Raw genomic sequence first — 22,231 nt, forward strand, 5'->3', positions numbered from 1 at the left:
GCGGGGTCACTGCACCGCGAGCAGGTCCACCACGAAGATCAGGGTCTCGCCGCCCTTGATGACGCCCCCGGCGCCCCGGTCGCCGTAGCCCAGGTGCGGCGGGATGACCAGCCGGCGGCGCCCGCCGACCTTCATGCCCTGCACGCCCCGGTCCCAGCCCTGGATGACCTGGCCCGCGCCGAGGCCGAACTGCAGCGGCTGGCCGCGGTTGTAGGAGGCGTCGAACTCCTCGCCGGTCGAGTGCGCCACGCCCACGTAGTGCACGGCCACCCGGTGGCCGGCCTTCGCCTCCTCGCCCTCGCCGACGGCGATGTCGGTGATCTCGAGGTCGGTCGGGGCCGGGCCGTCGATCGGGTCGACGTCGGGCTTCTGCGGTGCCATCGTCGGGTTCCTCCTGGGTCTCGCGTCGGTCGGCCGCCACCCTGCCAGACCCCCGCCGTCCGGCGGTGGCGCGGGGCCCGGTGCGCCCGCTACGAAGGGATCATGCCCGCACCAGCGTCACAGGCGACGACGACCCACGCGACCATCACCGCCCTCCACCGTTTCCCGGTCAAGTCGATGCAGGGGGAGCGGGTCGACGCCCTCGCCCTGCTCCCGGGCGGGGCCCTCGGCGACCGCGCCTATGCCGTGGTCGACGCCGAGGACGGCACGGTGGCCAGCGCCAAGTACCCCCGGAAGTGGGGCGCCCTGCTCGGCTGCAGCGCCACCTTCCTCGGCGAGCCGGAGCCCGACGCGGCCCCGCCGCCCGTCGCCGTCACCTTCCCCGACGGCCGGACCCTGCGCAGCGACGAGCCCGGGCTCGACACCGCCCTCTCCGACCTGCTCGGCCGCGCGGTCGTGCTGTCGGCCGACCCGGCGGCCGGGGCCGAGTTCGAGGAGCAGTGGCCGCAGATCGAGGGCCTGGCACCCCAGGCGTTCATCGACGACACCACTGTCGAGCACAGTGAGGAGGGCGAGCCGGTCAGCCGGATCGGCACGGCCGGGCTCACCCCGACCGACTCCTTCCTCGACCTCGGCGTGCTGCACCTGATGACCGGCTCCACGCTGGCCGCGCTCTCCGAGGCCGCCCCCGGCTCGACGTTCGACGCCCGCCGCTACCGCCCGAACCTGCTGCTGGACACCGCACAGGGACCCGGGTTCGTCGAGGACGGGTGGGTCGGCGAGACCCTCGCCGTCGGCGACGCCCTGATCACGGTCACCATGCCGACCATGCGCTGCGTGATGACGACCCTGGCGCAGGAGGGCCTCCCGGAGGACCGGGACACGCTGCGCACCATCGCGAAGATCAACCGGCGGACGATCCCGGGGATGGGGACCTGGGCGTGCGCAGGCGCCTACGCCGACGTCGCCGCGGCGGGGACGGTCCGGGTCGGCGACCGCGTCCGGCCCGCCTGACCGGCCGGGCACGAGCGCACGGGCCCTCCCGCCGGTGCCCGGCGCTCGGAAGGCGGGTCGCCGGGGCCGGCGGTAACGTCCGACGTCGTGCCCGCCCGCTCCCACACCTGCACCGCCTCATGACCTCGGCCCCGGCCCGCCAGGGGACCGAGGAGGAGTACAGCCCCGACCCGCGCCGCTGGCGGGCCCTGTCCGTCACCCTCGCCGCGGGGTTCATGACGCTGCTCGACGTCAGCATCGTCTCGGTGGCGCTGCCGTCGATCCAGCAGGGGCTCGGCACCGACCCGGCGGGCGCGCAGTGGGTGGTCTCGGGGTACGCGCTGACCTTCGGCCTCGCGCTCGTCCCGGCCGGCCGGCTCGGCGACGCGTTCGGCCGCCGCCGGATGTTCCTGATCGCGCTCACCGCGTTCGTCGCGTTCAGCGCCCTGTGCGGTGCGGCGCCCACGATCGAGCTGCTCGTGGTCGCCCGGCTGCTGCAGGGCTTCGCGGCGGGGTCGCTGGCGCCGCAGAACTCCGGGCTGATCCAGAGCCTGTTCCGCGGTGCCGAGCGGGGCCGGGCGTTCGGGTTCTTCGGCGCCACGGTCGGCATCTCGACGGCGGCCGGCCCGATCGTGGGCGGGCTGCTGCTCGCCGCCTTCGGGGAGCCCGACGGCTGGCGGTGGATCTTCTACGTGAACGTCCCGATCGGGGTGCTGGCGGTGGTGCTGGCCGCACGGCTGCTGCCGAGGGCGCAGAGCGGGGAGCGGCCGCACATCGACTGGGCCGGTGCGGCGCTGCTGGGCGGTGCGGTGCTCGCGTTGCTGCTGCCGCTGGTGCAGGCCGAGTCGGGCGGGATCGCGCGGCTGTGGTGGCTGTTCCCGATCGGCGTGGCGCTGGCGGTGCTGTTCCTGTGGTGGGAGCGCCGCGAGGTGCGCCGCGGCGCCGAGCCGCTCTTCGACATCCGGCTGGTCACCGAGACCTCCGGCTACGCACCCGGCGCCCTGCTCGGGCTCGTCTACTTCACCGGGTTCTCCGGCGTCTGGATCGTGTTCGCGCAGTTCTTCCAGTCCGGCCTCGGCTACACGCCGCTCCAGTCCGGGCTGTCGGTCACCGCGTTCGCGGTCGGCTCCGCGGTGTCCGCCGTGGTGGCCGGGCGGCTCGTCGAGCGCTTCGGCCGCCGGCTGACCGTGTTCGGCCTGTCGCTGGTCGCCGTGGGGGTGGCCGCGACCGCGGCGATCCTCGCGCTGGTCCCGGGGGAGATCGCCGGGATCGCCGCTGCGCCGGCCCTGCTGCTCGGCGGCATCGGCGGCGGTTTCGTGATCTCGCCGAACATCACCATGACCCTACGCAACGTGCCCGTGCGGATGGCCGGCTCGGCCGGCGGTGCCCTGCAGACCGGGCAGCGCGTGGGCGCGGCGATCGGCACCGCCGTCGTCGCCGGGGTGTTCTACGGCGTGCTGGGCGCCGCCGGCGACTCGTACCGGGCGGCCATCACCGGCGCACTGGGTGTGGCCGTGCTGACCACGCTCGTCGCGCTCGGTGTGGGCATCCACGACCTGCGCGACGAGCGCCGCCGGGCCGCGGGGGTCGGCGCGCCGGACCCCGACGCCCCGGACACCCGCGACGGCAGGGCCTCGGCCGACGACGAGACGCCCCACCACATCGCGCACGACTGAGCGCGCGCGGGCGGTCACGCCGGCGGCGCGGGCACCCCCAGCGCGTCGCGGAGGAACTGCACCTGCAGGAGCAGCAGGTTCTCGGCGACGACCTCCTGCGGCGTCATGTGCGTGACGCCGGAGAGCGGCAGCACCTGGTGCGGGCGGCCCGCCGCGAGGAGCGCCGAGGACAGTCGCAGGGTGTGGGCGGCCACGACGTTGTCGTCCGCGAGCCCGTGGACGACCATCAGCGGCCGGTTCGGGCGGTCCTCGGAGGCCGGGGTGGCGGCGTCGGCGAGCAGCGACGACCGCTCGTAGGCCGCCTTCTCGACGGCCGGGTGCCCGAGGTAGCGCTCGGTGTAGTGGGTGTCGTAGAGCTCCCAGTCCGTGACCGGCGCGCCGGCCACCGCGGCGTGGAAGACGTCCGGCCGGCGCAGCACCGCGAGCGCCGCGAGGAACCCGCCGAAGGACCAGCCGCGGATGCCGACCCGGGTGAGGTCGAGGTCCGGGTTCTCGACGGCGAGGGCGCGCAGGGCGTCGACCTGGTCGTCGAGCACGGGCTGGGCGAGGTCCAGGTGCACGGCCCGCTCGAACTCCGGCCCGCGGCCGGGCATCCCGCGGCCGTCGACGACGACCACCGCGAAACCCTGCTCGGCGAACCACTGGCTGGTCAGGTGGGGGTTGCGGGCGGCGTAGACGCGCTGGCCGTGCGGCCCGCCGTACGGGTCCATCAGCACGGGCAGCGGCACGCCCGGCTCCCACCAGGAGGGCAGCAGCAGCGCGGTCTGCAGCCGCCGTTCGCCGGCGCGGTGCAGCGAGATCCGCAGCTCGACGTTCGGCTCGGCCGCGAAGGAGGCGATCTCCCGCTCGACGACATCAGCCCCGTCCGCGGTCCGGACCGTGGTCGCGGCCGGCGAGGCGAGGTCGGTCGAGGTGCGCACGTACGTGCCGCCGGAGAAGCGCCCGGAGTGCACGCCCTCCTCGGGCGACACGGGCACCAGCCCGCCCACGGCGTCCCAGGTCCACAGCCGGACCGACGCGGGGGTGGTCGAGCCGCTGATCAGCAGGGTGTCGCCGTCGACATCGAGCAGGCTGCGGACCTGGAGATCCGGCGGGGTGACGGGCTCGCCGTCGACCAGCACCCGGTGCGCCCCGTCGCGGTGGGCCAGCTTCACCAGCGCGCCGGAGGCGGTGTGCACCCGCAGGCCCGGCGTCGCGTCGACCCACACCGGGTCGGTCTCCTCGTCGACGAGCGTGGTCGTGCCCGTGGCCGGGTCGACCGCGAGCATCCGCAGCGCCTTCTGGTCGCGGGGCTGCACGACCACGAACAGGCCGCGGTCGTCCCACACGACGTCGACCACGTACTCGTCCCGCTCGACGTCCCACCCGATCGGCGTGCGGCTGCCGTCGAGACCGACGACGTCGAGGGTCACGGCCGGGTTGGTGGTGCCGGCCGCGGGATAGCGGACGGCCGCGGGGGTGCGGTCGGGGTTGGCCGGGTCGGCGATGTGCCACACCGGCACCGCGGCCTCGTCGACCCGGGCGACGACGAGCGCGTCGCCGTCGGGGGACCACCAGTAGCCGCGCATCCGGTCGATCTCCTCGGCGGCGACGAAGTCGGCCAGCCCGTAGGTGACGTCGTCGCCCTCGGGGACCAGCAGGGTCGTGGTGGTGCGCGCGGCGATCAGGTGCAGGTGCAGGGCGCCGCCGGACACGAACGCGATCCGCGCGCCGGTGGGGTCGAGCCGCGGGTCGATCACCGCGCCGTCGGTCTCGATGAGCCGCGGGGTGAGCCCGCCGGCGAACTCGGCCAGGTAGAGCTTGCCGGACAACGGGAACACGGCGCGGGTCACGGCCCGGTCCGTCGCGTAGCCGACCACCCCGCCCGCCTGCTCGCGGGCCCGCTCGCGACGCGCCCGCTCCTCGGCCGGCAGGTCCTCGACGTCCGTGTCGTCGACCTCGCGCGGGTCGGCGATCAGCCGCTCCTCGCCGGTCTCCACCTCGAGGCTCCACAGGCACGTCACCGGGTCCGTTCCGCCGCGGCTGCGCAGGAAGACGACCCTGCCGCCGTCGGGCGAGACGGTGACGCCGCGCGGGGCGCCGAGGGTGAACCGGCGGGTGCGGGCGTGCAGGCGGGGGAAGGAGTCGGCGGTCGACCGGGTGTCCGTGATCGGCTGGCTCACGGTGCGCAGTCTGCCGGACCGCGCCGCGCCGGACCGGACGGCCTTCCCTGCCAAACGACCGGTGGGTAGCGTCGGCGGGTGTGACGGCACGGACCCTCGGCGACCTGCTGGCCGCCCATCCGCACGACACCGCCTGGACCGTCGCGGGCGAGCGCACCTCGCCCGCCGCGCTCGACGCGGCCGCGAACCGGCTGGCCGCGGGCTTCCTCGCCCTCGACCACGAGCCGGGCGACCACGTGGCGCTGATGATGCGCGCGAGCCCGGCCGCGCTCGCGGTGTGGTTCGGCCTCGCCCGGGCGGGTCTCGTGGAGGTCCCGCTCACCACCGCCACCCGCGGCCACCTCCTGGAACACCTGCTGGCGCACTCGCGTGCCCGCACGGTGGTGTGCGACGCCGAGTTCCTGCCGCTCGTGCGCGAGGCGGCCCCGGCGAACGTCCGGGTCGTCGTGCACGGGCCCGGCGACGCCCCGACGCTGGCCGACGTGGAGCGGGAGCCTGCGGGGTTCCCCGCCGTCGACCCCGACGCGACGACGGTCGTGCTCTACACGTCCGGCACCACCGGCCCGCCGAAGGGCGTCCGGCTCTCGCACCGGTCGAACCTGTGGCTGGCCCGGCGGACCGTCGAGCTGATGGGCTACACCGCCGCCGACCGGCTCTACTCGGTGTTCCCGCTCTTCCACTCCAACGCCCGCTTCTGCTCCGTGCTGCCCGCGCTGCTCACCGGCGCCGGGCTGGTCATGGACCGGCGCTTCTCGGCGAGCGGGTTCTGGGACACCTGCCGCGCCCACGGGGTCACCGCCTTCAACTTCCAGGGCGCGATGCTCACCCTGCTGCACAACCGCCCACCGCGGCCCGACGACGCCGACAACCCCGTCCGCGTCGGCTTCGGCGCCCCCTGCCCGCCGGAGGTCACGGAGGCCTTCGAGCGGCGGTTCGACGTGGCGCTCACCGAGATCTACGGCAGCACCGAGGCGTCGCTGGTCGTCGAGGGTCCGCCGGGGGAGCGGCGCAGCGGCTCGCCCGGCCGCGCCGCCGCGGGCTACGAGGTGCGGATCGTCGACGGGCGCGGGCACGAGGTGCCGCGCGGCGAGGCGGGCGAGATCGTCTGCCGGCCGAAGGTGCCGGGCATCCTGTTCAGCGGCTACCACGACATGCCGGACGAGACGGTCGCGGCGTGGCGGGACCTGTGGTTCCACACCGGCGACCGCGGCCGGATGGACGCGGACGGGTACCTCTACTTCCTCGACCGGCTCTCCGACTCGATCCGCCGCCGCGGCGAGAACGTCTCCTCCTGGGAGATCGAACGGGTCCTCGCGACCCACCCGGCGGTCGACGCCGTCGCGGCCTACGGGGTGCCCAGTCCGCTGTCCGAGGAGGACGTCATGGTCGCCGTGGTCCTCGTCCCCGGGGCCGAGCTCGACGGGCCGGGCGTGGTCGCGCACTGCACCGGGCGGCTGACGGAGTTCGCGGTGCCGCGGTACGTGCGGTTCCTCGACGCGCTGCCGGTCACCCCGAGCCAGCGGACGGAGAAGTACAAGCTGCGGGCGGACGGGGTCACCGCCGACACCTGGGACCGGGAGGCCTGATGGAGCGGTTCGAGATCACCTCGCCCCGGCCCGGCGTCGCCCTGGTGACGATCGCCCGGCCGGACAAGCTCAACGCGATGGACCCGCTGTTCTTCCGGGAGCTGATCGCGCTCACCGCGGAGCTGGGCGCGGACCCGGAGGTCCGGGCGGCCGTGCTGACGGGCGCGGGGCGGGCCTTCTCGGCGGGCGGGGACATCGCGAGCTTCCGGGAGATCGCCGGCGACACCGCCCGTGTCCGCCGGCACCTGCGCCTGGTGTTCGACGCGTTCAGCAGCGTCGAGCGCTGCCCGGTGCCGGTGATCGGCGCGGTCAACGGCATCGCGCACGGCGGCGGCACCGAACTGACCCTGGCCTGCGACGTCGTCTACGCGGCCGAGTCGGCGACCTTCGCCTTCCGCGAGCCCACCGTCGGACTCACGCCGGGCTGGGGCGTGGTGCGCGGGCCCGAGGTGATGGGCCGGCACTGGACCCGGCTGCTCGCGCTGTCCGGCCGGGTGATCGACGCCGCCACCGCCGCCCGGGCGGGGCTGGTCCAGGAGGTGCTGCCCGACGCGGCGCTGCTCGACGCCGCGCTGGACCTGGCCGCGGAGATGGCGGCGCTGCCGCCGCTCGCGGTCGAGGTGGGCAAGGCGTTCGTCAACCGCGGGACCGAGCCGGGCTTCGCGGAGGCGGTCGAGGCCACGGCCCTGCTCTTCGGCACCGCCGAGCACCGGGAGCGGGTGGCCGCCTTCCTCGAACGGTGATCCGCTCGCCCCACCGGGGGGACCGCTCGCCCCGCGGCCCGTCTCCGTTTCCGGCGGTACGCGTTGGGGATGCATCCCCACCAACGGAGGTGACCGGATGATCAACGTGTACCTCTCGGCCCGGGCGCTGGCCGCGGCCCGGTCCGTCGACCCGGGTGTCTCGCCCGCGGCCGTGCACGCGGCCGTCGAGATCGCCCTGGTCGAGCAGCTGCGCGAGGTCGCGACGTGGTCGCCGGAGCGGATCCGGGACCGGGCGACGCGCATCGAGCGGGACGCGACCGGCTAGGCAGTGTCTCTCGATCCGGCGCCGTCGGGCCCGGTGATCCACGTCGTTCCCGGCAAGGCAGCCGGGCCGCCCTGATACCGGGCGTATTCGGGTGGCCCGGCAACGCCGGCGGGGACGGCGTGGGCGCCGGGAGCGGTGGTGGCGGGTCGGGAGACACGGCCTAGTTCACGCAGGGCACGGCCGCGGCGTCGATCAGCGGGCGGCGCTGCCACTGGTCCTCGGGCACGGCGATCGTGGTGGTCGGCGCGACCGTCGACGTCGCCGTCGCGGCGGTCGGGGGGACGGAGGGCGTTGCCGACGGGGCGGGCCCGGTCGCCTTGACCCGCGACGCGTCCGGGTCGGGTGTCTCGGGCGCGGTCCCGTCCGCCCGGGCGTCGGTGAACAGCACGGTGTGCACGAAGTCCCGGACCTGGTCGTCGTCGATCTCCACGGCCACGCCGTCGACGGGGGTCCAGAGGTCCGGGCGGATCGAGGGGATGGTCCGGAACACGACGTCGCCGCCCGCGTGCCCGCCGAGCTGACCGACGAGCTGCCGCAGGTCCCACCCCGCGTCGACGACGACGTGCCGGGTCACCACCCCGAGCAGCGCCGAGACGGTGGCGGGGTCGGCGAGGGTGCCGGCGGCGAGCACCTGGTGGGCGAGCCCGGCGAGGAAGGCCTGCTGGCGGGTGATCCGGTCGAGGTCCCCGCCGTCGAGCCCGTGCCGCTGGCGGACGAACGCCAGCGCGGCGGCCCCACTGACGGTCTGCGGCCCGGCGGGCAGGTCCACCCCGGAGTAGGCCCGGTCGTCGACCGGCTGGTTGAGGCAGACGTTCACCCCGCCGAGCGTGCTCGTGAGCTCGACGAACCCGGCGAGGTTGAGCTCGGCGTAGTGGTCGACCGTGGTCCCGGAGACGGCCTCGACGGTCGCGACGAGGTTCGCCCGGCCCGCCTCGCGGCTGCGCCGGTCCAGCTCGGCGCCGGTCACACCCTGCGCCTCGAGCCGCGCCTGCTCGGCCCGGTACGCACGGCCGTACGCCGAGTTGATCTTGTGGCGGCCGCTGCCGTCGGCCAGCGGGACGTAGGAGTCGCGCGGGAACGAGACCGTGACGACGGGGGAGCGCGGGTCCGCCGGCACGCGGACGAGCATGATCGTGTCGGTGTGCAGCTCCCCGCCGTCGTCGCCGGCGTGGATCTCGGCGAGCAGGTCGGGCGGGAGCGGCTCGCCCTGCGCGTCCGTGCGGCTGTCCAGGCCGACCAGCAGCGCGGTGTAGCTGCGGCGCGGGGTCGACCCCGCGGCCGTGGCGCCCGCACGGGTGGCCAGGACCGAGCTGGTGGTGAGGTCGGCGGCGAAGGTGCGCGACACCACCCAGACGTAGCCGGTGCCGGCGAGGACCGCGACGGCGAGCAGCGCGACGCCGGTGCGCCCGGCACCGGCGAGGACGCGGCGGAGCGTGCGGGACCGCAACGGCTTCTCCATCCGTTCCTCTCACGCACAGGGACCACTGCACGTCCCGACGCTGCGACCGTCCAGAGGAGAGACACGGCCACCAGGGCCGTCGGCCGAGCGTACGGCCTGTGCACAGGCCCGTGGCGAACGAGTGATCACCTCCACCCGACCGGCCCAACGCCCGTCCGGTCACTCGGGCCGGGTGAGGCGGCGGCGCCCGAAGCGGGGCGACCGTGGGCGGCGAACCGCACGAGAGACGAGGAGACCGGCATGAACGATCGTCGGACGGACCCGCAGTGGGAGGACCTCGACCACGGGCTGCTGATCGGATCGGTGGTCCTGCTGGCGGTGGGCGCCCTCGCCGGTCTGGGAGGCTCGCTGCTGGCGGGAGCGGCCGCGGCCAAGGCGGCCCGCAGCTGGCTGCGCCGGGCGGACCTGGGACCGACGGACCTGGCCAAGCTCAAGTGGGCGCAGGCCCGCGCGGCCGCCGGTGCGGGCGCCGGGGCGTGGCGCGCCGCGGAGCCCGGGGACCGGCGCGCGGTGCCGGTGCCCTGACCAGCGGGAGCACGCGGGGGGAGGCGCCCGTTCGCCCGCGGCGGGTGAGGCCGGGTCCTCCGGCCGGACCTAGCGTCGCCGCGTGACGACTCCGGTGCCACCCCCCGCCCACAGCCCGGACGACCTCCCGTCGAACGGGTCCCGCTCCCGCGACCGGGGCCTGCCGCGCGCGCTCGTCGTGCTGCTGGGCGCCGCGGCGGTCGTCGTGGTGGTGGCCGGCATCAAGGCGATCGCCTGGCTGATCGCGCCGGCGTTCATGGCGCTGATCATCGTGATCGCCGTCTCGCCCGTGCAGGGCTGGCTGAAGCGCAAGGGCTGGCCCGCCTGGGCGACGACGCTGGTGCTCGTCGTGCTGGTCTACGCCGTCCTCATCGTGCTGGCCCTCGGGATCATCACCTCGATCGCGCGGCTCGCCACCGAGCTCCCCAAGTACGCGTCGCAGGCCGACGGGCTGGTCTCGTCCCTGACCTCCGCGCTCGCGAAGGCGGGGGTGGGACCGGACCAGCTCAAGGAGGCGGCGAGCTCGCTCAACATCGGCAAGCTGGCGGAGCTCCTGGCCTCGCTCCTCGGCAGCGTCGCCGGGCTCGCGTCGAACCTCGTGTTCCTGCTCGCGCTCCTGCTCTTCCTGACCGTCGAGTCGGGAGGTGTGCGGCACCGGCTCGCCTCGATCGCCGCCGACCGGCCCGACGTCATCGGCGCCCTCGGTCACTTCGCCTGGGGCACGCGGCAGTACCTGCTGGTCACGACGGTCTTCGGGTTCATCGTCGCGGTGCTCGACTCGATCGCCCTCGCCCTGATGGGCATCCCGCTCGCGGTGACCTGGGGTCTGCTGGCCTTCATCACCAACTACATCCCCAACATCGGGTTCGTCATCGGCGTGATCCCGCCGGCCCTGCTCGGCCTGTTGGTCGGGGGGCCGCAGCTCGCCGTCGCGGTCGTGGTCGTCTACTGCGCGCTGAACTTCGTGGTCCAGTCGCTCATCCAGCCCCGGTTCATCGGCGACGCGGTGGGCCTGTCGGTCACGGTGACGTTCGTGGCCCTGTTCTTCTGGGCATGGCTGCTCGGCCCCCTCGGCGCGATCCTCGCGATCCCGCTGACGCTCCTGGTCAAGGCCCTGCTCGTGGACATCGACCCGAAGGCGCGGTGGGCGGACGCCTGGCTGCGGTCGACGCCGAAGGAGGCGGAGGAGGCGGCCGCCGACGAGGCCGCCAAGGCGGCGCGCAAGGCGGAGAAGAAGGCCGCGCGCAAGGCGCACCGGCACCCGCAACCGGCCGGCGTCGCGAGCGGGACCGACGGGGACGCCGCGGGCGGGCCGGGGGCCGCCGGGCCGCCCGAGCCCCCCGCCCGCAGCGACCCCCGGGTCACGCCGTGAGCCGCGGCGGCACCCGCACCGGCGGCTGACCGCGCGCGTGAGCACCGAGTCGTGAGTACCGAGGCGCTGGTGCTCGCACTGTCCGCGGTACTCCGGCCCACCGCGCTCGCCGCGCTGTTCGCGATCCTGGCGTCCCGGGACCCACGGCGGCTGCTGACGGCGTACCTCGTGGGCGGGCTCGTGTTCACCCTCGCCGTCGGCACCCTGGTCGTCGTGCTCCTGCAGGGCCTCAACGCCCGCACGGCGACGACGTCGAGCAGGCCGGTCCTCGACGTCGTCCTCGGCGTGGCCGCGCTCGTCTACGCGGTGGCGGCCCTGGCGCGGTGGCGGTCGCCCTGGCCGTTTAGCCGGGGGACCGAGCGGCCGCCCGGCGAGCCGACCTGGATGCAGCGCCGGCTGCAGGGGCTGACTGTGCGCGGGGCCGCCGGGGCCGGCGTCCTCACCCACCTGCCCGGCCTGACGTACCTGGCCGCGCTCAACGCGATCGTCGCCTCGGCCGCGGGAGCGGTGGTCGACGGGCTGGTCCAGGTGGCGGTCTACAACGCGATCTGGTTCAGCACCGCCATCGTCGCGCTGGTGCTCGCGGTGCACCGGCCCCAGGTCGCCCGCGAGGTGCTCGAACGGCTCGTCGCGTGGATCCGCGCCCGCCGGCGGCCCATCACGGTCCTGTTCTTCGGGGCGCTGGGCGCCTACCTGGTCGTCACGGGGATCGTGGACCTGACCACGCGGGCCTGAGCACCGAGCGCACGCGGGCGGTCGCAGGCGGTGTACCACGAACGGGTGGACGGCGACCGCCGGGGTGACCAACCGTGGTTCCACCCACCAGACTGGCGCCGGGCAGCACCGGGTCGCGGGCAGGGGGTTCGACGGGTGAGCACGCACAGGGCGTCGACGAGCGGGAGCGGCGGTTTCCGGGCCGTCGGGCAGAAGCCCCCGGTCCCGTACCAGCGGGCCGCCACGGGTGCCCCGCCGGAGGGCCCGCCGACCACCGTCGGGGAGCAGGCGGCGCGCGCCGGCTGGGCGCCCGCGCCGCGACAGTCGCCGGCCCACACCCCGCCGCGCGGCCAGCGACTCCCGGGCACCGGCGACGGGCGGGCCCTCACCGTGCTGCGGACCGTCGCGTACGTCCTGACCTCGCTCGCGAGCCTGCTGTTCATCGCGCTCGTCGTGTACGGGTACCTGCTCGTGCAGGACGCGGCCCAGACGTTCCCGCGGCTCTTCACACCGGGCGGCTGACCGGGTCGGCGGCAGGGGGACGGGCGGGCGCCGGCGGCACTAGGCTGCGCGCGTGGACGTCCTGGACGAGTACAGCGGGCACACCGACCCCGGCGGCGCGGCGATCCGGCGGAGCCTGGCCCCGCTCACGATCAGCAAGGTGTCCGTCGGCCCGATGGACAACAACGCCTACCTGCTGACCTGCACCGCCACCAACGAGGCGCTGCTCATCGACGCGGCCAACGAGCCGGAGCGCATCGCCGACCTGGTCGGGGCGGAGGACGGCAGGCCCGAGCTGCGGCACCTCGTCACCACCCACCGCCACCACGACCACTGGCAGGCGCTGGGCGCGGTGGCGGGGATGTTCCAGACCCGGCAGATCGCGCACCCGCTCGACGCCCCCGAACTGCCGATCCCGATGGACGAGCTCGTCTCGCACGGCGACCGGGTGGAGTTCGGCGAGATCTCCCTCGAGGTCATCCACCTGCGCGGGCACACGCCGGGCTCCATCGCGCTGCTCTACCGCGGCCCGGACCGCCCGCACCTGTTCACCGGCGACTCCCTGTTCCCGGGCGGGCCGGGCAAGACCTGGTCGGCCGAGGACTTCGCCTCGCTGATGGACGACCTCGAGTCCCGGGTCTTCGGCGAGCTGCCGGACGACACCTGGGTCTACCCGGGCCACGGCGACGACACCACCCTCGGCGCCGAGCGCCCGTCGTTGAAGGAGTGGCGGGAGCGGGGCTGGTGAGCTGAGCGCTCGGCCGGCCGCCTCTGCTTCCGTGGCGGCCCGCCGTCTGCTCGCGGCCGATCCGAGGCGCCGACGCCGCCGCCGTAGGTCGGCGGGCCGCTGGGCTGCGGGTTGTCGCCGCACGCCCGGTCGGGCGCGTCTCCCGCCGCAGGCCGGCGGGCCGCTGGACTGCGGGGTCTCGTCGCGCACCCGCCCGAATTGACGATCAGCTCGGGCGCGCGGCACACCTCCGGGAGCAAGGCGCACCCGCCCGAGCGCGCCCACTGCCACGAGCGATGGCACACCGGCCGGAGCGCCGGCACACCGGCCGGAGCGCCGGCACGTGGGCCGGAGCGCCAGCACGTCGGCCGGAGCGGGCACGTCGACCGGAGCGGGCACGTCGGCCGGAGCGCCGGCGATCGGCTCCGGTCGGGCGGCCCGACCGCGGGAGCGGCACACCCGAGCGAGCGGCGGCACACCGGCCGGAGCGCGAGACGCCCGCGGAAGCGCGGCATCCCGCTCGCCGCGCGGTACACCGGGTGTTTCCCGGGACGCCCGAGGGAGCGCGGCATCCGCTGGCCGCACTGACACCGGCCGCGCCGACACACTCGCTCGTAGCGCCGGCACCCCGACTCGAGCGCGGCACACCCGCCCGGGACGGGCGGCATCCGGAGCGACCGCCGCACCGCCTGTCGACCGGGTGTGCCACGCGCGGCCGGGTGTGCCGGCCGGGCCGATGGATTCCGGCAGTACCCCGGGAGCCCGCCGGTGTCGAGCCCGTCGCGTACGGGGAGCCGGCACACCTGCTCGGGCGCCGTACAGGCCGTCGACGGGGTGTGTCGTGCGCCCTCCGGGTGTGGCGGCGGGCAGGACCGGGTGTGCCGCGACCCTCGATGGTGTGGCGTCGCCCGCGCCACTGCGCCTGCCGCCCCTGCAGGCGCCTGACAGCGCCGATCCGGGCGGCCCCGTGGGCGGAACCCGGCCGCGCTCCCGCGTACGCCTTCTCGCGCCGATCCGGCCCCGGGAATGCCAGCGACGCTCGTCCGGACGGTCGGCACACCCGCTCGAGCACCGCACAGACCGTCGACCGGGTGTGTCGGGCACTCGCCGGGTGTGGCAGCGGGCGGGAGCGGGTGTGCTGCGGTCCGGAGCCGAGGCCCCGTGGTACCTCCGTCGAACATGTGTGCGACAGTGGTCACCTGGTCCGGCGGGCGCCGCCGGGAAGCACCGGGCGGTCCGCGGCGTTGAGCCGGGTGGCCGAACGGGGATCCCGACGGCGGCCGCGGTGCCGGTGCGAGCCGGTGGCCCGTGTTCGCCCGGCGCTCGCCGGTGCGCGCCCGCCGACCGGGAACCCCGGGTCGGACGGTGCGAATGATTTCTGTCGGACCCCCGGCCTAGCATCGATCGCGGGTCCCCGGTCTGCCGCGGACCGGGCCCGCCGATCCCCGGTGACCCGTAAGGAGGCGCCCTCGTGGCACAGGTCCGCACCCCGCACGACGCTCCCCGGCTGGTCGTGCGCGGCGCGCGCGAGCACAACCTGCGCGGGGTCGATCTCGACCTGCCCCGGGACAGCCTCGTCGTCTTCACCGGCCTGTCCGGCTCCGGCAAGTCGAGCCTCGCGTTCGACACGATCTTCGCCGAGGGCCAGCGGCGGTACGTCGAGTCGCTGTCGGCGTACGCGCGGCAGTTCCTCGGCCAGATGGACAAGCCCGACGTCGACTTCATCGAGGGCCTCTCGCCCGCGGTGTCGATCGACCAGAAGTCCACGAACCGCAACCCGCGCTCCACGGTCGGCACGATCACCGAGGTCTACGACTACCTGCGGCTGCTCTACGCCCGGGCCGGCGTCCCGCACTGCCCGGTCTGCGGCGAGGTGATCGAGAAGCAGACCCCGCAGCAGATCGTCGACCAGGTGCTGGCGATGGAGGAGGGCAGCCGTTTCCAGGTGCTGGCCCCGGTGGTCCGCACCCGCAAGGGCGAGTTCGTCGACCTCTTCACCACGCTGCAGGGCCAGGGCTACTCCCGCGTCCTGGTCGACGGCACGGTGCACCAGCTCAGCAACCCGCCGAAGCTGAAGAAGCAGGAGAAGCACGACATCGCGGTGGTCGTCGATCGGCTGTCGGTCAAGCCGAGCGCCAAGCAGCGGCTCACCGACTCGGTGGAGACCGCGCTGCGCCTGGCGGACGGGCTCGTCGTGCTGGAGTTCGTCGACCTGGACGACGAGCACCCGCACCGCGAGCGCCGGTTCTCCGAGCGGATGGCCTGCCCCAACGGGCACCCGCTCACGCTCGACGATCTCGAGCCCCGCACGTTCTCCTTCAACTCGCCGTACGGCGCGTGCCCGGAGTGCTCGGGCATCGGCATCAAGAAGGAGGTCGACCCGGAGCTCGTCATCCCGGACCCCGAGCTCAGCCTGGCCGACGGGGCCGTGGCGCCGTGGAACAACGGGCACACCGCCGAGTACTTCGGCCGGCTGCTGTCCGGGCTGGCCAAGAGCGTCGGGTTCCGGATGGACACCCCGTGGCGCAAGCTGCCCGCCGAGGCGCAGAAGGCGGTGCTCCACGGCAGCGACGACCAGGTGCACGTCCGCTACCGGAACCGGTACGGCCGCGAGCGCGCCTACTACGCCAACTTCGAGGGCGTGATCCCGTTCCTCGAGCGCCGGATGGACCAGACCGAGTCCGAGTCGCAGCGCGAGCGGTACGAGGGCTACATGCGGGACGTGCCGTGCCCGGCGTGCAAGGGGGCGCGGCTCAAGCCCGAGGTCCTGGCCGTCACGCTGGCGCACCGCGAGCAGGGCGACCGGTCGATCGCCGAGGTGTCGGCGATGTCGGTGGCCGAGTGCGCCGAGTTCCTCGACGGGATGGTGCTCGACCAGCGGCAGGCGATGATCGCGGGCCGGGTGCTCAAGGAGATCCAGGCCCGCCTCGGGTTCCTGCTCGACGTCGGGCTGGACTACCTCTCGCTCGACCGCGCGGCCGGCACCCTGTCCGGCGGTGAGGCGCAGCGCATCCGGCTGGCCACCCAGATCGGGTCCGGCCTGGTCGGCGTGCTCTACGTGCTCGACGAGCCGTCCATCGGCCTGCACCAGCGCGACAACCGCCGGCTGATCGACACGCTGACCCGGCTCAAGGAGCTGGGCAACACGCTGATCGTCGTCGAGCACGACGAGGACACCATCCGGGCCGCGGACTGGGCCGTCGACATCGGCCCGGGCGCGGGGGAGCACGGCGGCCAGGTCGTGCACTCCGGCACGGTGGCGGACCTGGAGTCGCACGACACGTCGCTCACCGGGGCTTACCTCTCCGGGCGGCGCAGCATCCCGGTGCCGGACGTGCGGCGCACCCTCGACCCGGAGCGGAGGCTCACGATCGTCGGCGCCCGCGAGCACAACCTGCAGGGGATCGACGTCGACATCCCGCTCGGCGGGCTCGTCTCGATCACCGGTGTGTCCGGCTCCGGCAAGTCCACGCTGATCAACGACATCCTGGCCACCGTGCTGGCGAACAAGCTCAACGGCGCCCGCCAGGTGCCGGGCCGGCACACCCGGATCACCGGGATCGAGCAGCTGGACAAGCTCGTCCGCGTCGACCAGTCGCCGATCGGCCGCACGCCGCGGTCCAACCCGGCCACGTACACCGGGGTGTGGGACAAGATCCGCACGCTGTTCGCGTCGACCACCGAGGCGAAGGTACGCGGCTACCAGGCCGGCCGCTTCTCGTTCAACGTCAAGGGCGGCCGCTGCGAGGCGTGCTCCGGGGACGGCACCATCAAGATCGAGATGAACTTCCTGCCCGACGTGTACGTCCCCTGCGAGGTCTGCAAGGGCGCCCGGTACAACCGGGAGACCCTCGAGGTGCACTACAAGGGCAAGACCGTGGCGGACGTGCTGGACATGCCGATCGAGGAGGCCGCGGAGTTCTTCGCGCCGATCACCTCGATCAGCCGGTACCTGACCACGTTGGTCGACGTCGGGCTGGGCTACGTCCGGCTCGGGCAGCCGGCGCCCACCCTCTCCGGCGGCGAGGCGCAGCGCGTGAAGCTGGCCAGCGAGCTGCAGAAGCGGTCCAACGGCCGCACGATCTACATCCTCGACGAGCCGACCACGGGCCTTCACTTCGAGGACATCCGCAAGCTGCTGCAGGTGATCAACGGGCTGGTCGACAAGGGCAACTCGGTCGTCGTCATCGAGCACAACCTCGACGTGATCAAGACGTCGGACTGGGTCCTCGACATGGGGCCCGAGGGCGGTTCCGGCGGCGGCACGGTCGTCGCGCAGGGCACGCCCGAGGAGGTCGCGGGCACCGAGGGCAGCTACACCGGCCTGTTCCTCAAGCACCTGGTCACACCGGCGGCCCCGGCCCGGCGCACCCGGCGGAAGAAGGCCGTCGCCGCGAGCTGAGCGTCGTCGTTCCGTCCGGGCGTGCCCGGGACCGCTGCGGTGGTCCCGGGCACGCTGCGTTCGTAGCAGTCAGCGCACGGTGAGCGCGTGTGGGATCACCCACTCGTGTTGCACAAGCGCGACCGACCGCCCTGCAGCTGTCATGGATCAAGAACATCGAGTTCGCCGGCGAGTACATGGCGGACTCGAAGGGCTACTACAAGGCGGCCGGTTTCGCCTCGGTCGACCTCGTGACCGGCCCGCTCGACAGCGCCGACGCGCTGGTCCTGGCCAAGAACGTCGCCGTCGGCCTCTCCGCGCCCGACGCGACCGCCCGCTTCATCACCGAGCAGGGCGCGCCGCTCACGATCATCGGCAGCACGTTTCAGAAGAACCCGTTCTGCATCCTGCCCATGGAGCAGGGCACCCCGATCCGCACGCCGCAGGATCTGATCGGCAAGCGCCTCGGCATCCAGGCCGGCACCAACCAGAGTTCCTCGCGGCGATGCGGATCTCGGTCCCGGGCGCGATCGTCGGCTCCATGCTGGCCGAGTGGCTCGTGGGCTTCGCGGGCATGGGCGGCGTGCTGTCCGGCTACAAGGGCTCGGGCAACTACGGCGGCATCTCGACGATCGTGGCCCTCGCCGTGATCGCGTCGATCGTGCTCTACGAGCTGGCGACCATTCTCGAGGCCGCGTGCTCACCCGCTGGGGCCGAACGCCGGCGTCGGCACTGGCTGACGCACCGCTCGCGTTATGGAACCATAACGTGACGGCGAGCGGCTGACCTGGTGTTCAGCAGGGACACCGTAGCTGACCAGCACCGATGGGCCAACTGGGGGAAGTCCCGGGAATCCGGAAGCAGCTTCCGGGACCCCTTCTCCCCATGGATTCCCCATCGCGTTATCGAGATTTCCCATCGCCCGAGAGATCGCGACCGCGTTGTAGGACCCGCTCCCACCGGGCCGCCTCCGCCCGCCGCCGCGCCAACTCCCGCTCATCCGCGACGGTGAGCGGTTCGGCCGCCTCCAGCCGGGCGTGCAGCGCGCACAGGAACACCCGGACCCTGGCCGGGCGCGGGTACCGGTACCACCGCTCCGCTGCCGCCGTCACGGCCGCCTGACAGGCCGACGGGGTGCCCGCGAACCCCAACACCGCCCCGGCGCACCCGTGGTTGTGCGGGAACACAAGATCACCAAGGCCGTGTCGACGGAGATCGGCCAGCAGGGCTTCCCGGTCGTGATCGTTCATCGCTTCCCCGTCCCGTCGCGGATCGTCACGGACCCGTCGGGGGGAAGCCGACGACGGCGAGAACGGTAGCGGGCTGCCACCGTCCCGCCGCCCATGCGATGGCCGCTTCAGCGGGGTAAGCATCGAACATGAATCCGAGTCGACCGGAGTGGTCGGAGGTGGCTCGGACGGCGCGGCTTGCCGCCACGAAGGCGGAGGAGCTCCGGAGCACAGCCAAGGCCGCCAGAGAGGCAGCGGCCGAATCGGTCCGGCAGTCTCGGGCGATTCGGGCGCAGAGGCGGCCCCGGGGGCTTGACTCCGGCGTTGGCTCGACCGACCCCCGGGACCTGAGGCGCGCATAGCCAGCCCGATTAGGGCGCAAACCTGATCGCTACCGACGGTCGGATCACCGCTCGTGCGACGAGCGCCTTGAAGGCGGCGCAGGCCGATAGGGGCGGGCCCGACGTCTCTACGCGCGGCTGTCAGGCCTTCCCGTAGGTCCACTCCCAGCCGCCGAGGGTCGGGTTCGGGTGGGAGAAGATCAGGGTGCCGGTCGGGCTGCTGACGTCCAGAACGATCGCTCCCCGGTACTTTGACGCGGGCGACAACTGGGACGCGAGCTGCTCGTTCTGGTTCAGGCACGAGAAGCTCGGGGCGGTGGCGAGGCTGGTCTGCGTCACCCCGTCCTCGCCGACGGCTGACCACGCGCCCGGGTTGATCGAGTAGCCGAAGTTCGTCGGCATGCTCGGGTCGTCTCCACCCGGAGATCGATCTTGACCAAGTGCCCGTTCTCGGCGGGCCGGGCGAACTGCGTTGTGCACTTCGGGTCGACGGTGATCTTGTCGACCACGAACTTCACGGAGATTTCGGCGTTGCTGACGCCCCACCCCGCCGTCTCACCAACGGCCTTTACAAGATTTCCGCGCGGGGACTCGTTCGCGTCCGGCGCCGGGGCCGCACTCGGCGAGGCGGGAGCTACCGCCGCCGTCGCAGTCGGTACGTCCACCGTCGGGGACGACGCGGAGGTGTTGGAGCACGCGGTGAGCGCGACCGCCGTGACGGCGGTGGCGATGAGCATGCTGACGGTGGGGCGCACGGGGACCTCACGGGGTAGATCGGACTTGCCGCTTCCGCATCGGAAGATCCGGTACGCCCGTTACGGCGCACGGGTCTTCGTACTCAAAGTTGATGATGAACTCAGGGGATCGTCACGGGGGCCATGATGCGCCCGTGGCCGATGACAGACCGGAGAAGCAGCCGAACCTCGGAACGCCAATGACCACCCGCGCGATCGTCCTGTGGGGGCTGGGGCTAGTCGCTATAGGCGTACTTGCGTTCATTCTCCTCGTACGATTCTTCGGCGGAGGGTCCGAACGTGACCGGCAGCAACTAGAAGTGTTTCGAACAGCAGGAACGGTTGTCGTGGGTACCGGAGGGATCGCTGCCCTCTATCTCGCGGCCCGGCGGCAGCAATCTGCCGAGCGAACACTTGCACACCAGCGCCATGTCGCCGAAAAGACTGAACACGATGCCGTGGAGCGACGGATCGCCGAGCAGTACACAAAGGCGGCCGACCAACTCGGAAGCGAGAATTCCGTCGTTCGGACGGCGGGATTGTACGCATTACAGCATCTCGGCAATTCGAGCACGGAAAGACAGCAGACGATCGTCGATCTGCTTTGCGCTTACCTGCGAATGCCACTCAGTACAGAAATTCCAGAGGACGAAGCAGCTAGGCGTGATTGGCGGCAGCAGCGCGAAGCACGCCTGACCGCACAACGGATCCTCACCAGCAGTCTGAAAGGCGCTCGCCGTTGGACTGGAGTGGACGTCAATCTCAGCGGGGCGCTCTTGGAAGATTTCGACCTCATGGGCGGACGCCTGAACTCCGCAATCTTCATCGAGACAACTTTCGAAGGCTTTACGCGAATGTCGGCAACTGTATTCGACCGGAGCGCATTCTTCCGCGAAGCGCACTTCAACGGATATGTAGCTTTCGACAAGGCATCGTTCAATGAGCGGGTAAGCTTTTTGAACACGTATTTCAATAGCGAGGACGGCGGGAGCTTCAAGTCTGCAATCTTCGCACGCAACCCCGGGTTCAGATCGGCAAATGTGCGAGCAGAGTTAGACCTTGCGGGCGCACGAATCAAAACGGGTGCAGGTCATACCCTGCGGGGGAAGGCTGCCCCCCGGGGTTGGGTGCTTTCCTATGATCCGGAGTCGGGCGATTGGCGATATCAGAAGCCGCTCGACCGGGACTAAGCGAAGCGCCGCCGGGCAGACGGCATCGCGATCGCCGATCTGGCCAGGTCATTGCCGCGTGATTCGAAAGTATTCGCCCCGGCGAGAATCACGATTCGGACGCCCGAACCCGCTGCGCCATGCCTCGACTAACCTTCGCAGTAATACAATTCTCGGCATGGCAAACGCCTCGAACGAATTCCCACTCATCGACGTCAGCGACGTCGAAACCCGACTCGGGAGGGAACTCGACCCCCACGAACAGGCACGCGCCGAAAGCCTCATCGACGACGTCTCCGCCATGGTGCGTACCATCGCCCGGACCGAATGGATCGACCCGTTCAAGGCCAGCACAACCGCCGTTCCGGCCGCCGTGCGCGCGGTCATCGCCAATCGGGTCGCCAACAACATCCACAACCCGGACGGACTTAAATCGGAGACCGCCGGGGTCTACACATATCAGCGCGCGGCCGTCAATACCGGCGCACTCCTCACCTCGGCAGAGGAGAACATCATCCGCCGGGCGGCCGGTCACTCCCCGGCCTGGACCCAACCGACCACCCGGACGGAGAACGCGTCGTGCTTCTAGACCACGGCCCGCACGACATTCTCGTCTTTCCCGAGATCGCGACGGAGGATTCGCGCGGCAATCCCGTCCAGGCGCCCAGCGCCGTCGGTGTCCTCGTACGCCGGGTGACGATCACCCCGATGGCCACCACCATCGACGCCTCCCAAGGGCAACGGGTCCGCGCCCTGTACCGGCTCATCTGCCGTGACGCGCCCCTCGGCCCATGGGCGAGAGTCGAATTCGCCGGACGCTCATTCCACGTCGTGTCCGGCCCGATGGTGTACGACGTCAGCGAGGCCACGCGGCACGTCGAGGTCATCATCGAGGAGACCCGGTAGCAGGATCACCCGACGTCGGGCTCCGGCTGGTCGTGATACCAGCCGTCCGCGACCCGGAGCGGCTCCAACCGCTCTACAGATGCGATCGCCGCGAACGCCTCCCCAAGGTCGGACACCATCTCCTCGGCGGCATCCAGGACGGCCTGGAGGCCGTGCTCGGCGAGAAGCCACCCGAACACCCCGCGCTCCGCCGAAGCCGCCTCCGGGGGGCTGTGCCCGTGCAGCAGGACGGCTCGCACCGCGTCGTGCACGGCCTGCCGCAGCACGCGGGAGTACGCGTCGTCCTCGTCGTCTTCCACACCTAGATCATGTCGGACCCTTACGGCGGCTTGCTGCGCCCCACCGA

General features: G+C 72.9%; 20 protein-coding genes and 1 pseudogene. 16 read left to right on the forward strand and 5 right to left on the reverse strand.

What is annotated here, in order from left to right; all coding sequences use genetic code 11:
• Positions 1-6: 6 nt before the first annotated feature.
• Complete coding sequence (locus ACQP04_RS16885) at positions 7-381, reverse strand: FKBP-type peptidyl-prolyl cis-trans isomerase (protein WP_433507982.1); 375 nt, start codon at positions 379-381, stop codon at positions 7-9.
• Between the two features lie 102 nt (positions 382-483).
• Here ACQP04_RS16885 and ACQP04_RS16890 point away from each other — a divergent pair, with 102 nt between their 5' ends.
• Together ACQP04_RS16890 and ACQP04_RS16895 are read left to right on the forward strand one after the other, a co-directional pair.
• A complete protein-coding gene (locus ACQP04_RS16890; RefSeq protein WP_433507983.1) occupies positions 484-1,395 on the forward strand; it encodes an MOSC domain-containing protein in 912 nt (303 codons plus the stop codon).
• 119 nt (positions 1,396-1,514) lie between these two features.
• Positions 1,515-3,050, forward strand: a complete 1,536-nt coding sequence (locus ACQP04_RS16895; RefSeq protein ID WP_433507984.1) for an MFS transporter — start codon at positions 1,515-1,517, stop codon at positions 3,048-3,050.
• 14 nt (positions 3,051-3,064) lie between these two features.
• Here the strand turns inward: ACQP04_RS16895 and ACQP04_RS16900 are convergent, their stop codons facing one another.
• A complete protein-coding gene (locus ACQP04_RS16900) occupies positions 3,065-5,212 on the reverse strand; it encodes a prolyl oligopeptidase family serine peptidase (protein ID WP_433507985.1) in 2,148 nt (715 codons plus the stop codon).
• 80 nt (positions 5,213-5,292) lie between these two features.
• Between ACQP04_RS16900 and ACQP04_RS16905 the strand changes: the two genes are divergently transcribed.
• From ACQP04_RS16905 to ACQP04_RS16915, 3 genes are all read left to right on the forward strand, one after another.
• Positions 5,293-6,798, forward strand: coding sequence for an AMP-binding protein (locus ACQP04_RS16905; protein WP_433507986.1), 1,506 nt, complete (start codon positions 5,293-5,295; stop codon positions 6,796-6,798).
• Positions 6,798-7,541, forward strand: a complete 744-nt coding sequence (locus ACQP04_RS16910) for an enoyl-CoA hydratase/isomerase family protein (RefSeq protein ID WP_433507987.1) — start codon at positions 6,798-6,800, stop codon at positions 7,539-7,541. The genes ACQP04_RS16905 and ACQP04_RS16910 overlap by 1 nt, the downstream gene beginning before the upstream one ends.
• 97 nt (positions 7,542-7,638) lie before the next feature.
• Positions 7,639-7,827 (forward strand): hypothetical protein, encoded by a 189-nt coding sequence (locus ACQP04_RS16915; RefSeq protein ID WP_037044218.1) that lies wholly within the window; start codon positions 7,639-7,641, stop codon positions 7,825-7,827.
• 160 nt (positions 7,828-7,987) lie between these two features.
• On the opposite strand, the gene ACQP04_RS16920 is transcribed toward ACQP04_RS16915, so the two are convergent.
• Positions 7,988-9,286, reverse strand: a complete 1,299-nt coding sequence (locus ACQP04_RS16920; protein ID WP_433507988.1) for an LCP family protein — start codon at positions 9,284-9,286, stop codon at positions 7,988-7,990.
• Between the two features lie 240 nt (positions 9,287-9,526).
• On the opposite strand from ACQP04_RS16920, the gene ACQP04_RS16925 reads away from it, so the two are divergent.
• The 8 genes and pseudogenes from ACQP04_RS16925 to ACQP04_RS16960 all read left to right on the forward strand — a co-directional run bounded on the left by ACQP04_RS16925 (position 9,527) and on the right by ACQP04_RS16960 (position 18,278).
• Complete coding sequence (locus ACQP04_RS16925) at positions 9,527-9,811, forward strand: hypothetical protein (protein ID WP_037044221.1); 285 nt, start codon at positions 9,527-9,529, stop codon at positions 9,809-9,811.
• 82 nt (positions 9,812-9,893) lie between these two features.
• Positions 9,894-11,183 carry an AI-2E family transporter gene (locus tag ACQP04_RS16930; RefSeq protein WP_433507989.1) on the forward strand — a complete coding sequence of 430 codons (1,290 nt, stop codon included), beginning with the start codon at positions 9,894-9,896 and terminating at the stop codon, positions 11,181-11,183.
• Positions 11,184-11,234: 51 nt separating this feature from the next.
• Positions 11,235-11,918, forward strand: a complete 684-nt coding sequence (locus ACQP04_RS16935) for a GAP family protein (protein ID WP_433507990.1) — start codon at positions 11,235-11,237, stop codon at positions 11,916-11,918.
• Between the two features lie 135 nt (positions 11,919-12,053).
• On the forward strand, positions 12,054-12,419 hold the full coding sequence (locus ACQP04_RS16940; protein WP_433507991.1) for a hypothetical protein: 366 nt from the start codon (positions 12,054-12,056) through the stop codon (positions 12,417-12,419).
• 52 nt (positions 12,420-12,471) lie between these two features.
• Entirely contained in the window at positions 12,472-13,146 is a 675-nt protein-coding gene (locus tag ACQP04_RS16945; protein WP_433507992.1) for an MBL fold metallo-hydrolase, read from the forward strand.
• 1,450 nt (positions 13,147-14,596) lie between these two features.
• Positions 14,597-17,527, forward strand: a complete 2,931-nt coding sequence (gene uvrA, locus ACQP04_RS16950; protein WP_433507993.1) for an excinuclease ABC subunit UvrA — start codon at positions 14,597-14,599, stop codon at positions 17,525-17,527.
• 89 nt (positions 17,528-17,616) lie between these two features.
• Positions 17,617-17,976: pseudogene (locus ACQP04_RS16955) on the forward strand (ABC transporter substrate-binding protein); the annotation flags it as partial.
• Positions 17,977-18,011: 35 nt separating this feature from the next.
• A complete protein-coding gene (locus ACQP04_RS16960) occupies positions 18,012-18,278 on the forward strand; it encodes a hypothetical protein (RefSeq protein WP_433508533.1) in 267 nt (88 codons plus the stop codon).
• Between the two features lie 939 nt (positions 18,279-19,217).
• On the opposite strand, the gene ACQP04_RS16965 is transcribed toward ACQP04_RS16960, so the two are convergent.
• The gene (locus ACQP04_RS16965) at positions 19,218-19,478 is read right to left on the reverse strand and encodes a hypothetical protein (RefSeq protein ID WP_433507994.1); all 261 of its coding nucleotides are present in this window, start codon (positions 19,476-19,478) and stop codon (positions 19,218-19,220) included.
• A 487-nt stretch (positions 19,479-19,965) separates the two neighbouring features.
• Here ACQP04_RS16965 and ACQP04_RS16970 point away from each other — a divergent pair, with 487 nt between their 5' ends.
• From ACQP04_RS16970 to ACQP04_RS16980, 3 genes are all read left to right on the forward strand, one after another.
• Positions 19,966-21,000 carry a pentapeptide repeat-containing protein gene (locus ACQP04_RS16970; protein WP_433507995.1) on the forward strand — a complete coding sequence of 345 codons (1,035 nt, stop codon included), beginning with the start codon at positions 19,966-19,968 and terminating at the stop codon, positions 20,998-21,000.
• Between the two features lie 157 nt (positions 21,001-21,157).
• Positions 21,158-21,568 (forward strand): Gp19/Gp15/Gp42 family protein, encoded by a 411-nt coding sequence (locus ACQP04_RS16975; RefSeq protein WP_433507996.1) that lies wholly within the window; start codon positions 21,158-21,160, stop codon positions 21,566-21,568.
• Positions 21,559-21,885, forward strand: coding sequence for a hypothetical protein (locus tag ACQP04_RS16980; RefSeq protein WP_433507997.1), 327 nt, complete (start codon positions 21,559-21,561; stop codon positions 21,883-21,885). Before ACQP04_RS16975 ends, ACQP04_RS16980 begins: the two co-directional genes overlap by 10 nt.
• Positions 21,886-21,890: 5 nt before the next feature.
• Here ACQP04_RS16980 and ACQP04_RS16985 read toward each other — a convergent pair whose 3' ends face one another.
• On the reverse strand, positions 21,891-22,184 hold the full coding sequence (locus tag ACQP04_RS16985; protein ID WP_433507998.1) for a hypothetical protein: 294 nt from the start codon (positions 22,182-22,184) through the stop codon (positions 21,891-21,893).
• Between the last annotated feature and the right edge of the window lie 47 nt (positions 22,185-22,231).

This window comes from Pseudonocardia halophobica, from assembly GCF_050948485.1.
Taxonomy (GTDB): Bacteria; Actinomycetota; Actinomycetes; order Mycobacteriales; family Pseudonocardiaceae; genus Pseudonocardia; species Pseudonocardia halophobica.